The 14,862-nt window shown below is 38.2% G+C and carries 12 protein-coding genes; 5 read left to right on the top strand and 7 right to left on the bottom strand.

The window, feature by feature from the left end; all coding sequences use genetic code 11:
* The first annotated feature begins 95 nt into the window (after positions 1-95).
* The 3 genes from IQ247_RS06060 (at position 96) to metK (ending at position 6,633) form a co-directional block, all read left to right on the top strand.
* Entirely contained in the window at positions 96-2,222 is a 2,127-nt protein-coding gene (locus tag IQ247_RS06060; RefSeq protein ID WP_228059515.1) for a serine hydrolase domain-containing protein, read from the top strand.
* Positions 2,223-2,338: 116 nt separating this feature from the next.
* Positions 2,339-5,290, top strand: a complete 2,952-nt coding sequence (locus tag IQ247_RS06055) for a cation-translocating P-type ATPase (protein ID WP_193918044.1) — start codon at positions 2,339-2,341, stop codon at positions 5,288-5,290.
* Positions 5,291-5,421: 131 nt separating this feature from the next.
* Entirely contained in the window at positions 5,422-6,633 is a 1,212-nt protein-coding gene (metK, locus tag IQ247_RS06050) for a methionine adenosyltransferase (RefSeq protein WP_193918043.1), read from the top strand.
* A gap of 43 nt (positions 6,634-6,676) precedes the next feature.
* Here the strand turns inward: metK and IQ247_RS06045 are convergent, their stop codons facing one another.
* Positions 6,677-7,057: a Uma2 family endonuclease gene (locus IQ247_RS06045; protein WP_228059514.1), complete on the bottom strand. Its 381-nt coding sequence runs from the start codon at positions 7,055-7,057 to the stop codon at positions 6,677-6,679.
* Positions 7,035-7,415, bottom strand: coding sequence for a hypothetical protein (locus IQ247_RS06040; protein WP_193918041.1), 381 nt, complete (start codon positions 7,413-7,415; stop codon positions 7,035-7,037). Before IQ247_RS06040 ends, IQ247_RS06045 begins: the two co-directional genes overlap by 23 nt.
* A 703-nt stretch (positions 7,416-8,118) precedes the next feature.
* On the opposite strand from IQ247_RS06040, the gene IQ247_RS06035 reads away from it, so the two are divergent.
* Positions 8,119-8,634 (top strand): hypothetical protein, encoded by a 516-nt coding sequence (locus IQ247_RS06035; RefSeq protein WP_193918040.1) that lies wholly within the window; start codon positions 8,119-8,121, stop codon positions 8,632-8,634.
* Positions 8,635-8,702: 68 nt separating this feature from the next.
* Positions 8,703-9,737, top strand: a complete 1,035-nt coding sequence (locus IQ247_RS06030) for an AI-2E family transporter (protein ID WP_193918039.1) — start codon at positions 8,703-8,705, stop codon at positions 9,735-9,737.
* Positions 9,738-9,812: 75 nt separating this feature from the next.
* Here the strand turns inward: IQ247_RS06030 and IQ247_RS06025 are convergent, their stop codons facing one another.
* The 5 genes from IQ247_RS06025 to IQ247_RS06005 form a co-directional block, all read right to left on the bottom strand.
* A complete protein-coding gene (locus tag IQ247_RS06025; RefSeq protein ID WP_193918037.1) occupies positions 9,813-10,028 on the bottom strand; it encodes a hypothetical protein in 216 nt (71 codons plus the stop codon).
* Between the two features lie 172 nt (positions 10,029-10,200).
* Entirely contained in the window at positions 10,201-10,656 is a 456-nt protein-coding gene (locus tag IQ247_RS06020; protein WP_228059513.1) for an MgtC/SapB family protein, read from the bottom strand.
* A 233-nt stretch (positions 10,657-10,889) separates the two neighbouring features.
* A complete protein-coding gene (locus tag IQ247_RS06015; RefSeq protein ID WP_375341217.1) occupies positions 10,890-11,123 on the bottom strand; it encodes a L,D-transpeptidase in 234 nt (77 codons plus the stop codon).
* A gap of 23 nt (positions 11,124-11,146) precedes the next feature.
* Positions 11,147-13,147 (bottom strand): hypothetical protein, encoded by a 2,001-nt coding sequence (locus tag IQ247_RS06010; RefSeq protein WP_193918033.1) that lies wholly within the window; start codon positions 13,145-13,147, stop codon positions 11,147-11,149.
* Positions 13,148-13,242: 95 nt separating this feature from the next.
* Positions 13,243-14,199 (bottom strand): CHAD domain-containing protein, encoded by a 957-nt coding sequence (locus tag IQ247_RS06005; protein WP_193918030.1) that lies wholly within the window; start codon positions 14,197-14,199, stop codon positions 13,243-13,245.
* Between the last annotated feature and the right edge of the window lie 663 nt (positions 14,200-14,862).

The following is a 14,862-nucleotide window of genomic DNA, read 5'->3' as shown; positions in this document are numbered from 1 at the left end:
GGATATATGTATGATGTATATATAAAAGTACATAAAACTTGAGACACAGTTGCTGACCACAACCGAACGAAACATATTAGAGATCAGCCTACAGGTTGTTTCGTTTTAAAATTCAAGAAAGACCTTCAACAAATAGTCCGAGAGTTAGATATTTAGATCGCGTTCGGGCGGTACTATTTAAATCACAATTTATATGTCGTGATATGTTGTGGATAAAACGTTTGATTGCTGGGTTAATCGGGTTTGTTCTATTTTTATCACTATCGGGTCTACCGATTCTGGCTCAAAACGATGCAGGCTCTCAATTCCCTCTGACACAACCCCAGCAGCAGGAACCCATTGATCCGCCTGAATCACCGGAAACACCTTTACCTGCACGGGAATTAAATGATCCAAAGAAATTTGAGGCTTTTGTAGACGATATCATGTATGAACAGGTATCAAAAGCCCGTATTCCTGGTGCTGTTATCTCAGTGGTAAAAGATGGGAAACTGTTTTTCGCCAAAGGCTACGGTTATGCCAATGTAGACAAAAAGATTCCAGTTGTTGCAGATAAAACGCTCTTTCGCGTTGCTTCCCTCTCCAAACTCTTCACAAGTACAGCAGCAATGCAATTGTACGAACAGGGAAAGTTGGACTTGCATGCTGATGTCAACAAGTACTTAACAGATTTTCAGATAGATAATCCCTTCCCGGAGCCAGTCACCGCTGCAAGGATGATGACTCATACCGACGGTACCACGAAACGACGCATTCACATTGCAGCTCGCACTGAAACCGAAATGATGCCTTTAGGTGATTACTTGGCAAAATATATGCCACCTGTAATCTGGCAACCGGGGGAATTATACAGCTACAGCAGCCATAGTATTGCCTTGTTAGGGTACTTAGTAGAAAAAATTTCTGGTACACCTTTTGTTGAATACATTGATAAAAACATCTTCCAGCCGCTTAACATGAACCGCAGCACTTTCCTTCAGCCACCGCCCCCAGAGTTAGCGGATGATTTAGCTGTAGGTTATCAGTATCAAAGCGGTCAATTAAAGCCCGTTCCGTATCTTTATTTGAATATTGCTCCTAGTGCAGCAATGAGTGCGACGGCTACAGATATGGCTAACTTTATGATTGCCCATCTACTTCTTGATCGTTTTGAAAATTCACGGATACTTGAGGAAGATACTGTACGATTGATGCACGAACAGCACTTCACCCACCATCCCAAACTACCTGGAACTGGCTATAGTTTTCGGGAACGTTTAGAAAACAATATGCGGATGATAGGACACTTGGGCAGTTTGCGTGGTTATTCTAGCTCTTTAACTTTGATGCCCGACCAAAATATTGGTATTTTTATTGCTACTAATAGCTTTACTGGGGTGAGTAGCGAATTCCTCACTCCGTTTTTAGACACCTATTTCCCTGTTGCTAAAAAACCTGCTCCTCCGAAAACTATTTCCTTGACTGAGGAACAACTCAATCAGTTTACAGGAACTTATTGGGATTTAGAGTACCCCCACCATACCCTCGCTAAAGTATCTGCACCATTTGAGCATCTTAATATCAAGAAAGATGGTAAGGGGGCTTTGGTGGTTTCGTCACCCAGTCTGTTTTTTCTAACATCTCCTTCAAAAATACGGTTATTGCCTGTAGAACCTTTGTTATTTAAGCGGTCTGATGATGATGCATATACTGCTTTTGGTGCAGTTGATGGTAAAATCGCATTTGCATTTAATCCAGTTTGGCCTAAAATAGGAGCTTATGAGAAAGTTCATTGGTATGAAACTACTTGGATGCAGTTGGGAATTATTGCCTTTTGTACAATAGTTTTCTTGTTAGCTTCTATCATCTGGACTATACGCCCTTTGATTCGTCGTTTCAGAGGAAAGTCTTTTCTTCCTAATGGGCGACATAATACTGCATGGGCAATAGCAGGTTTAGTTGGTACTTTAAATCTAGTATTCATCGTTGGCTTGCCTTTATCACTGTGGATAATAGGCTTGTGGAAGCTTGTGTATGGTGTACCAGCTGTTGTTGTGGCTTTACTTTGTCTTCCGTTGATATCCGCCTTTGTGACGGTAGGATTGTTAGTATTTACCGTCCTAGCTTGGACAAGCCGCTCTTGGTCTTTCTGGGGGCGATCGCTCTACTCTATAGTTACTATAGCCGCAGTGATTTTCATTCCAGTTCTGAACTATTGGAATTTGTTGGGGTTCAAGTTTTAATCGCCGTTGAGTATAGGGCAAACGCATCTAAATTCAAACCAGTGAAAAAACATTAATATAGACATAGCTGTTTTAAACGCTTCCAAAGATTCGGTAAAAGTGTTCAAAGATTTTTTATGGTACAAGCAATACATACCTCTATTAAAGGAAGGGCGAGATATTATGTTCGAGAACTTTATCGTTCGGTATCGCTGCAAAAATATTTAGAGCGATCGCTTTCCCAATATACAGAAATAATCGGGGTAACAGCTAGCTCTTTGACGGGTAACTTGTTGGTTAAATTTAAGCCCGATAAATCAGATGCGGAAATTGCGGTTCTAATTGAAAAAAGCATTGCTAATTATCAACAACAAAAACCGGAATCGCGCCAAAAAGCTCTTGAAGCAGAAGAACAGCCCACAGAAAATTGGCATCTACTAGATTCAAATTCAGTTTTAGAAAAATTCTCATCTTCTCAAGATTCTGGATTAGATAGCGATACTGTTAGTCAAAATCTAGAACGATACGGTAGAAATGCCCTTGTTAAATCCAAATCACGTTCTGATTGGAGTATATTTGCTGACCAGTTTCAATCTCTACCCGTAGCTTTACTAGGTGTAGCATCGGGAATTTCTCTTATTAGTGGAGGATTTGCGGATGCAGTCGCGATTACTGGAGTAATTTTGACCAATTCTGTGATTGGCTATATTACTGAAAGCCAGTCAGAAAAAATTATTAATTCTCTACAAAGCGATGAAATACCATCAGCATTAGTTATTAGAAATGGCGAACAGCAGAAAATAGAGATTGAAGCAATAGTTGTTGGAGACATTCTAATTATCGAGAATAGCAGTTATATCGCTGCCGATGCTCGGCTCATTGAAACCGATAATCTGAGTATAGATGAATCAGCTTTAACAGGAGAAAGTATTGCCGTTAGTAAAAATACGGAAACTCTTACAGGGGAGAATATTCCTTTGGGAGAACGTACCAATATGGTTTACAAAGGAACATTTGTAACCGCAGGTAAAGGAAAAGCTGTAGTGGTAGCCACGGGCAAATTTACCGAAATGGGAAAAATACAGGGGATGGTTAGTCAAGCGGAATCGAGTCAAACTCCCCTACAAAAACAATTAGATGAAGTTGGCTCCCAATTGGTTTTGCTTTGTAGCGGAGTCTGCGGATTTACTTTTGCTCTTGGGGTGCTGCGGGGTTATGGTTTTTTACCGATGCTCAAAACTGCTATCTCCCTAGCTGTGGCTTCGGTACCCGAAGGCTTACCAACCATTGCAACTACTACTCTCGCTTTGGGAATGCATGATATGAGAAAGCGTCATATTCTCATTCGTGGTTTGAATGCGGTAGAAGCGCTGGGTTCGGTTCAGACTATTTGTCTGGATAAGACGGGAACGATTACCCAAAATCAAATGATAGTTGCCGAGGTGCATATTGATATTGGTATTATTACCCTATCTGACAATGGTTTTATTAAAGATAACAATAATAATAATATAGAATTTAATCCATCGGAATCTGAAGCTTTGTCTAAACTATTACAGGTAGTAGTTCTCTGTAGCGAATCTGAAGTAATTCCAGGAGAAGATGGAAAATACGAGGTCAAAGGTTCTGCTACCGAAAATGCCTTAATTTACATGGCAATAGCTGCGGGTATGGATATTCCAGCTTTCAAAGCCAAACATCCTCTAATTAAAACTTATCCCCGCACCGAAAACCGCAATATTATGACTACGGTTCATAAAACCGAAGGTGAGCAAATCTTAATCGCGGTTAAAGGTAGTCCCGAAGAAGTAATCAAAATCTGCACCAGGGTGAGTAAAAATGGTGAAGTTGTAAGCTTAACACAAGAAGATAAACAAGCTTTAGAATTAGAAAATGAGCGCATGGCAGGTAAAGCACTACGGGTATTAGGAGTTGCTTATGCTTATGTGGATAACGGGAATGAAAACCCCGAACACGACCTAATTTGGCTTGGCTTAACCGGAATGGCAGACCCAATTCGGCAAGGAGTAGCCCAGTTAATGGAACAATTCCATCAGGCGGGAATCGATACAGTCATGATTACCGGAGATCAAAGTCCTACAGCTTATGCGATCGCCAAAAAATTAAATCTCAACCGCAACCATAAGTTAGAAATCCTTGATTCTTCCGACCTCGCTGAAGTTGGGTCAGAAAAGTTACAAGCTCTTTGCCAACAGGTAGATGTCTTTGCTCGTGTTAGTCCTGCGGATAAACTGCAAATCGTCCAAGCATTACAAGGAAAAGGTAAAATTGTTGCTATGACTGGGGATGGTATTAACGATACCCCCGCTTTAAAAGCAGCTGATGTCGGAGTAGCAATGGGTTCGGGTAAAGCCGATGTAGTTAGGGAGGTTGCCGATGTAGTTATTGAAGATGACCGACTAGAAACGATAATTAATGCCGTTAGTCGGGGACGAACCATTTATAGCAATATCAGAAAATCCGTTCATTTCCTGCTTTCTACTAATCTTAGTGAAATCATTGTGACTACAGCAGCAACTGCTTTAGGACTGGGAGAACCTCTCAATACCATGCAATTGCTGTGGCTGAATTTAGTTTCGGATATTTTTCCCGGACTAGCTTTAGCAATGGAAGCTCCAGAACCAGAAGTTTTAAACCGTCCTCCCCGCAACCCCGATCAACCGATTATTAAACGGTCTGACTTTGAACGTATTGCCGTAGAATCGGGAGTAATTTCCACTAGCGCACTAACTGCTTATAGTTATGGTTTGCTCAAATATGGACAAAAACCCCAAGCCAGCACAATCTTGTTTATGAGTTTAACTTTGGCACAAGTGCTGCATACGGTTAGCTGTCGTTCCGAAACCCATAGTATTTTTGATCGCGAAAGACTACCGGATAATCCCTATGTAGATGGAGCAGTAGTCGGTTCAGCTGCTTTACAGCTTTTACCTTTGTTTATTCCAGGATTGGGTAATCTATTGCAACTAGCTCCTCTCGATCCTCTTGATTGGTTGGTAATTGCTAGTAGTGCTGGTTTGCCTTTAATCATCAATGAAAGTACAAAAACTAGTAGCAGTAGTTTATAAGTTGTCCCTAATTACATTTTTTCAACGCAGAGGGACACGGAGTGATACGCAGAGGAACGCAGAGATTTTAGGATTAATGTTGAATCATTCCCATATCAACGCCAAAAAATCACCATAAATAAGCAATAACCATGAAAAAAGACTTCATGTTCACCTCGGAATCAGTTACTCAAGGACATCCAGATAAGCTGTGCGATCGCATTAGTGATGCTATTGTAGACCGTATGCTGCAACAAGACCCCTACTCACGTATAATTACCGAATGCGCTGTCTCAACGGGTATTGTCTTTCTTTCCGCTCGTTTTGAACCCAATACCAATGTTGATTTCACCAATGTAGCGCGACGAGTCATTAAAGATGTAGGTTATGACCAACCTTCATTTAATGATAAAACCTGTAGTATTTTAACCAGTTTAGAAGAATTACCAGTAAGTAAAGAAGGGAAATTTGACGAAAAACAGCTTACAGATGCACAGATAGAGCAAATTGGCGTGAAAAACCAAGTTACGGTCTTTGGCTTTGCTTGCAATCAAACCGAGACTTTGATTCCCTTACCAATTTGGCTAGCACACAAACTAGCAAGACGATTAGATCAAGTGAGACAGGAAGAAATATTACCCTATCTCGCCCCAGATGGTAAAACTCAGGTAGGAGTAGAATATCGCGATACGCAAAGCGTGATGCCTTCGGCATATCGCCGTCCCTATCGAATCCATAGTATTACAATTGTTGCTAGTCAAAAAGATTCATCTTATCCCGACTTGAAACAACTGGAAAAGGAAATTTACGAAACCGTCATCAAACCGGCTTTCACCGACGAGAGTATTCAACCCGATACCAATACCCATATTTTTATTAACCCCGATGGTATAGACTCCCCTGGAGGCCCAGCAAGTCATGCTGGTTTAACTGGTAGAAAAAATGCGATCGATACCTATGGCGAATATGCTAAACATAGTGGCGCAGCACTTAGCGGTAAAGACCCAATCCGCATAGATAGAGTAGCTGCATATGCTGCTCGTTATGCAGCCAAAAACATTGTAGCAGCAAATATTGCAGATGAATGTGAAGTACAGCTTAGTTATACCATTGGGCAAGCTAGACCAGTAAGTATTGAAGTAGAAACTTTTGGTACGGGTAAAATTGCTGAAGAACAAATCATCGAGCAACTTCAACAGCATTTTGATTTCCGTCTAGCAGGAATTATTCGCCAGTTTAATCTGAGATTATTACCCTCTCTCAATCAAGGTAAATTTTATCAACAGCTAGCGAGTTACGGACACATGGGCAGAATGGATTTAGAATTGCCTTGGGAAAAAACTGATAAAGTATCTATATTTTGAATTACCTTTAATGTTAAAAAGCGACATGGGAGAAGCATCCGCATTAGCTTGCTTGTAACACTTGCTCGACTGTTAAATTAATTTGGGGGAATAAAGGTGAAAAAACGCGATCGCTATCTCGATAAACTTTTTCCTCGTACAAACCTTCAACCAATTCCAATATCATTACCTGTTGTTGAAGCGGATCAATAATCCAATATTCGGCTATTCCTCTAGCTGCATACTCACTGCGCTTATAACGATAATCTCGCTTTTCCTGATTGGGGCTGACAACTTCCACAGCTAGTAGAGGTGGTGGCATATCCATTAATATAATCGATCTGCTTGCCCCTTCCATTTCCGTCGCTAATTCCTCAGATAATACCAGTAAATCTGGTAAACGCACAGATATTCTAGCCCCACTAACTGCTACCTCTGTTTTCATGGTCAATCGATACGAAGGAATTCCCTGTTGCAATACCCCAGCCGACTAGCCCAAAACGATTGGCAATTTCTGCTAATATTGCGGTACTGCTTTTAGCTACGACATATGCTGTTCCCGCAGCAGCAACTGCAATCAAACCCAACTCGGAAAGCATTGTCAACACTTGCTTATGGGACAATTCCTCCTCAAAATAGATTTTCCAAATAGAAATATACATAAAAATATCAGAGGTAGTTAGCACAATTTGCTTAGGAACTTCTCCACCTGGAAGAGGAGCAGCAGCTAAAGTTCCACCACCTACAGCATAACGAGCGATCGCCAATACAGAATCCAATCTTTTTTTACCTAAATTATTCATATTCCTAGTGATTTCACTTAACTCAAATAAAAGTTGAATTTCTCAAAATTAAGCTCAACTTTATTTTAGCTGAATCGGGCAGAAGCCTCACGTCTCACCCGTTCAAGAAGTAATTCTTTCGGTAGTCCCGAACGAACAACCTGAATCTTTTTGAATATTATTTTGGTGTCTCGACAAAAAAATGCGGTATCACCGTCAAAACTATTAATTAGTTTGCTTGAAGAAAAGTTAGATACGTTAATTTTGCACAATTGCAACTTGCTGTAGTTAGACTTTTGACATAAGTTAATTTGAGACAGATTCTATCGGGTGAGGGATAAATAAATAAGTTTTCAAGTTTAAATTTGAATCTAGCTTAGTCACAGTAGATAGTGCTTTTTGAGTTTTTTGATTAATTATTAGTTAACTTAGAAATAGCAGAAAAAACAATGAGACTTAATTTAGTTCTGTTTTGGATAACTTTATCATTTGTAATTGTGGGTACAATACTGTTATTACTCCAACCCCAAATTGATTTTCATTAGTTTGAAGTCCATTTTTGAAATTTCACACCATATCTTGTACCCCAAAGTCAATAACCAAAAACAAATCGGGCAACTTCATCTGAAAAAATATTTTTTAGTTTAACAATTTTTAATAAATCTATTTTTCAGAGAGGTGTAAGATATAACATTTTGTAATTTATTAAGTTTAAATTTGATTTATGAATTTTTTAATTGCTGTATTATCCAATCGTTTTCAAGTTGAAGCCGCTTATACTGCCCTTGAAAAAGAAAACTTTTCTCAGGAGCAAATAAGCATTCTAGGAGAAGGTTACAAAAGTGCAGATGAATTTGGATTGATTCAGCCAAATAAACAAGCTGGAAAACAGTCAAAAAAACTGATTTACTGGGTTATTCCTTTTGGATTTGTGGCTGGCTATGCCTTTAATTTACTTACGGGAATTGAAATATTTAATTGGGCTGGTGCTATTGGAAATCATATCATTGGAGGCATTTTAGGAGCCGCTTCTGGAGCCTTGGGTGCAATATTAGTTGGAGGTGCGGTCGGTTGGACTGTAGGTAGCGGTGATGCGTTGGCTTACCGTAACCGTTTGAATGCTGGTAAATATTTGATTGTTTTTAAGGGAACTGAAGCTCAAATAAGAGAAGCGACAAGGGTAATACGTCAGTTTGAACCAGAGAATATTCAAGGCTATAAAGAACCAGTTAGCGCGTGATATTACTAACACTCATTTTATTTCCCCAACCAAAGTAAACGGAAATATTAAACATTCTTCTATATGCTATGCAGTTGTCGAACAAAACAACCCAAATCTTAATGGCAATCATTGCCATCATTTTGATTGTAGCGGCTCTGAAAGCGACTCAACCTATTTCTATGCCTTTAGCGTTTGCATTTTTTATTGTTATTTTAGTGCATCCAGTCCAAAGTCATCTCGAACACCGTTTACCTCGTTGGTTGAGTCTGATTTTAGTTTTACTACTTCTTTTGGGAATATTAGGTTTGGGGGTAGGAATTTTGTCATTGAGTGCGGAGATTATTGAACCTAAAGTTCCTCAATATCTCAATCAACTCCAACAAATGGTGGAAACAGCGGAATCATGGGCTAGCTCTCGTGGTTTGCCAATTGGACAGTTCACTTCTAATTTTAATGGCTCATTATCTCAATTTACGCAGCAAGCTATTGGCGGGGTTAAGTCGTTGTTATCAACAATAAGCTTGTTTGTTTTAGTGGTGTCATTGCTCGTATTGCTGCTTTTAGAAGTCAGTCAATACCGGAAGAAGGTGCAAAGAGCTTTTTCTTCTCGAACTGGCGATCGCATTATTGATGCTGTGGGAAATACTAGCGAAAAATTACGGCGTTATATTTTAGTTATGACGCTTACCAGTTTTTTAACGGGTATTTTAACTGGCATCTGGTGTTTTGTTTTAGGAGTGGATTTAGCCTTTGTCTGGGGATTAATCGCATTTGTTCTCAACTATATTCCTACATTAGGTTCAATTATTGCTGTTATCCCACCAACTCTTGTCGCGTTTATATTTCAAGGAGCCGGTGGAGGTGTTGCTACTTTAATCGGATTGGCTGTTATCCAAGTGGTGATGGGTAATTTTGTCGATCCATGGGTAGAAGGAAAAAGTCTGCAACTATCACCTTTTATTGCTTTAGTTTCTATTGTATTTTGGGGATGGGTTTGGGGAATTCCTGGTGCAATATTAGGTGTGCCGATGACAATATCAATTATCTTATTTTGCCAGGAGTTTGATGCAACTCGCGGAGTTGCGATAGTTTTAGGCAAGATAGAAAGCTCTCCAAAATAATAAATATACAGATTTTTTTGTATATTTAAAAAACTAGGTTATTCAAATAATCTTTTAATAACTTTAATTAATCTTCTATGGTTTTGCTTTACAGATATCTTGTTCTTCCAAAATAATAGTTGTCTCCGCACCTATTCGTCCAAAATCTGGTTCCGGACCCATACTCATTTCAACAATATAAATCCAGGTATCAGCTTCTTTTTGCAGATTTTTTACTTTCCCCATACCGCCAATAAAGCTAACTTTTTGTTGTTGATAAAATTTAGGTTTCTCAAAACAATTAATAGTCATAATTTTGCCTAAGTTTTTTCATTGTTTTTCATTATATTACTTTCGATTATCTTAATATATTCTGATTTTATTTGTTTCTATCCAAAGTTATAAATCAAATATTTATGCATTTAATTTTTATTAAATATTGTTTGGAAAGGTTTGTATTTTTATGAATTAATATAAACAATAATCAAAGATAATTTTCCAACCTATCAAACACCCGCAAAATTATCCAAGTTATTAATGCTCCTGCTAAACCTAATTGCCACAAACCACAACCAACTGCAATGCCGAGAGCAGATGTCATCCAGATGGTAGCAGCAGAAGTTAAACCTTTAACTTCCGATTGACGTAAAATAGTTCCTCCACCGATAAAACCAACACCGCTTACTACTCCGGCAATAACTCGTCCTAAAACATTTAAATCATGTTGTGCTGCACCGATTTCAATGGGAATGATTACCAGTAAAGCCGAAGCAAAGCATACTAACATATTAGTTCTGAGTCCTGCGGCTTTTCTTTGTGTTTCTCTTTCTAAACCAATAACAATGCCGATAATTAGAGCAATAGCTAAACGAAAACTCAGTTCTTGCCAGCCTATAGGAGAAAACGTTGACATTTGTGGTAATGTCAATTCATTAGACATACTTTTTTATCTATAAATAGTTATAGCAATCCTAAATCATATATGAGAATTTAGTTCCCCGACTTCTTCAAGAAGTCGGAGAACTGAACACCGTGATTTCGATACATACAAATAAGATTGCTATATTAGGTAGTAATAATATTACTACTTAATAAGTATTTTATTAAAATTATTGATATTCTTTACTATTTTTATTTAGTAAAGTGTTTAGCTAGAAATAATCTTGACCTGAATTATTGAATCACAGTTACAGGTGTTCCTAAATTCACTAGCTGAAATAATTCTTTAATATCTCTGTTGTACATACGCAAACAACCGTGAGAAACTGCTTTACCTACTGTTTCAGGATTAGGAGTACCATGAAATCCAACCCAATTTTGTCCATCTGTCCAAAAACCAATCCAATGGGTACCCAAAGGATTTTCAGGCGCTCCTCCTGTTATTGCTTTCCCTGTCATCGGATTAATCCATTTAGGTCTTTTTAATTGTGCTATCTCTCAAGCAGTACTGCTGGTTGATCGTCAATTGAAAGCAGGAATTTAATCAAATCTGTTTGCTCTTGAGCGCTGTAACCGGCTTTTTTATCAACCCAATATTCATGTCCTCTACCGTCAACATTTGACCGTTGCAAATCGGAATTGGCTCGGTTGGCTGCGACTACATCTGGACGCAAATTCCGGTCAAGTAATACTCGTAAACTAGCTTCTGGGTCGGGTGCAATACCACGCATCAAAGTTCCAGCCATTCCCAACTCATCCTTTATCGCAATAGTAAAATATCCATTTTTATCTTGTTTAATTGACTCATTACTAGCAGCTACACCACCATCATGAAGATAAGGTGCGCTCAGATATAGTCCGATTAAATTCTGTACCTTGTAACCCCCATCTGGGTCGCTCAGAGCATAAGCAAGTTCAATATCTTCCTGTGGGGTGATGTCAGTTGGTACTGGTAATACAGGTGGGTTAGGAGGTAAGGGAACAGGTACATTTGGAGGATAAGTATCTGGTGGTACAAATTCCTCAGCAAATTTACGCGAAGCTGGTGCGCGTTTGGGTTGAGTTGCTATTTCTCTGACTGGAATTACTTGATGATTAGTAAAGTATCTTCCACTGTGACATTCAGCACAATTAGCTTGCGTGAAAATAGCAGCACCCCGTTTTAAAGTATCGATATCAGCAGCTTCATGGGGAGGTGGTGCTAAAGAGTTTTGAAATGTAGACATTCCATTCAATTGTGCCGCAACGGGTAATCCAGGAGTGTTTGCCATTAACCCGTCTTGCATAAACAAACTACCTTTGGGATATTCTGGCATCTTAATTACACTGTTTATGCCGGGTTCCCCTGGAGTGGGGTCTATTTTATCGAAGAATTCTGAAGGTTTTGCACCTTCTGGTAATCGAAATTTTCGATTAGATGAATTTTGCAGTATAGTGCCTAAATAAACTTCTTTGTCGATTCCGAATACTGATTGACTTGCATCTGCTGTAGTTGTGGGGTCAGCATTTAATCCAAATACAGCATTATTTAATGTAGTCAGTCCGTGGAACCAACCGATAGAGGCAACTCCACTCCAAGCATAGGGAAAAGTTTCGTGGGTGTAGGAAGTAGGAATTTGGGCTGAGTTATTCTTCAAATCTCCATTAGAAACAAAGTTACCGGGCGGCCATGAAAGTATCGCAGCATCAACTTCATCTTCGATGATTTTTTGATCGGGAAGTTTTGCTGTTTCCCCTTTGTTATTGATAAAAGTATGTTCACCCTGTGGTATTTGATTTGGATTGACATCTGTCTGACGGAAGAGTGCAGCAGAATTACTTGCCATTGCCAATAACGCACCCAAATTGATGTTTGTGTTAATTGCACCTTCTAAAACACGTCCGGTTTCTTCACTGACTGTTGCATGGCACAAAGCACAGCTAACTCCTACGCGGATTTTACCTTTATCAAGATGAGTCATTAACCCCAAGGGAAGTAAGGAACCTCCGGGTACATCTATACCTGTATTCAAAACTGTACCGGCTTTGAAAGTGCGTTTACCAACGGTAATATCCTCGTCTATGGAGACTTGTAAATTAGTAGTTGGTTTTCCTTTCAAACCTAAGACTGCTTTAGTAATACTACCTAAATTGATCGGACCATCTAGAATTCCTACAACATCTGTAAATAAGGTTTCATTACCAAAAGTTTCTCGGTAAAAAGCATCACGCCCAAGGTCGATCAATTCTTCGGTAACTTTAACTGCACCATTATCAGGAGAAAGTGCTTCCTGTCCGGCTTCAGTTTGCAAGAGTTTATCCGCTTCTGGCTTAGAAACGGCATAACCTAACACATCATAAGAACCAATTCCTTTTGGTGGAGATTGTGTTAAAGGTGTGTAAGTGTTATTAATATTCGGTGGTCTTCCTGGCAAGGTCAATTCTAATTGAAAACCTAAAAAGCCAACAAAGACCAGTAAAGAACTAAGAATAACTATGGCACGTAATCGCATGATTTCCTCAGTATTATTTGTTTATGCTCAAGTAATCCGAATTGATAATTTCTCCCAAATTTTTGAGTTGAACATCATCGAATTCAAGTTGTCTGCTAACTTTCTTTTTGCCATATTTGCCAATAAGCTTTGATACGACTGCTGAAAAGTTCTGGTGATTCTACATAAATTCTTTGTCCTAAAGATTTAGCAGATGCTTGTAATTGTTTTCTACGACGATTTATTAATGAGTTGACGACTTCTAATTCTGCTTGATTTATCAATACTTCTTGCGGATTATTAATAAACTGATGCAGTACGGCTAAATCATGGTCATCTCCCAAATATTCAGCTAATTGTTCGGTTTGCTTACTCCATTCTTTAATTAAATCTGGCCAAACTGGACGGAAAATCCGCAGGTGATACCAAAGATATTTAACCTGTTTCCGCCAATCGTGAAGCTTTTCTACTGTCGATGGTTCTTCTAATATGATTTGACAATTTTGATAACCGCCTTTATAAACTCTGTGTAAACCATTATTTAATATTGATTGACCATTGCTTGATTCTAACGACCAATTAAGAATTCGCTCTCCTGCATTTTTAATCTCGGCAAGCACTTCTAAAGCTGTATTTCCTGTTTCTAAAACTTGTTTACAAGTATTTTGATGATGCTCTACTAATATTTGTTGTAAATCTATGAATCCTTCTGGATTAATAAATTCTGCAAAATTATTTTCTAATTTGTTAAAAGTTTCTAATAATACTTGAGCATCTCGCACTTCAGACAAACGACGGCCAGCATCTCGAAAGCAACTGTTTTCTCTTTTATAGACCTCTTGTCCTAGCTCGTCTCTAACTAATCTAATAACTGCTCGTATTTTTTTGATTCGTTTTCGTACATCGTGGATTGCCTCTGTGCGCTCATTTACATCTACCGCACTTTGCGTCGTATCAATATTATTGTTTATAATTTCTTCAGTTAATTTTTCGATTGCTTTATCAGTTTGTTCGCAAGCAATTCGTTTAATTTCTCTGCCTATAGATTCTTTATTTTCAAGTCGATATGCCATAAAAAACAAATATTTTCTTGATTTATTTTTTCAAAACAAGGTTTTATCCAAATAGCAAAATTTCTTTAATAAAACCTCAATAGACCTATCCGAAAATGAAATTTATTCTAGCTATAATCCTCGTGAATAAATAAACTTGTGTACCGCGTCTCTACATTATCGTAAATATCCAATAAATACTTGTATGGAACAAATATTACACAACAAATAACTTAGAGCGTGTTTATAAATAAAATTCTGTCATTCTGAGGAACGTTCAGAATCTAGGTTTTGCGGCATAATTGAGAGATGCTGTAGCTTGCTTCCCCGGATGGGAAGCAAGCTACAGCATGACAAATCGCGATTTTTGCCGAATTAATCAACACCCTCTTAGAAACTGAGATAAATTCATATTAATTAATATAATTAATTATTTTATCTATGGCTTCAATTTTTATTTGTATTTAGTAAACAATAATATAATTACTCCATTAAAGCTTATGATTCAAGCATAAAAATAAAAATTAACTAATTCTTCGTTCGATAGATATAAAACCTCGAAATTTTTGTATAACTAAAGGCATAAATTTACTCTAATTTTGGTATTTGTTGATATCAAAATTAAAAATTAGGTTGTAAAAATGTTTGTAGTATCGCCTATCTACTGTTTACATGAATATGTCA

Origin of the sequence: Plectonema cf. radiosum LEGE 06105 (assembly GCF_015207665.1) — a bacterium.
Classification (GTDB): Bacteria; Cyanobacteriota; Cyanobacteriia; order Cyanobacteriales; family Nostocaceae; genus Rivularia; species Rivularia radiosa_A.
The sequence above is the reverse complement of the archived record's forward strand: the minus strand, read 5'-3'. Positions and strand labels throughout refer to the sequence as shown.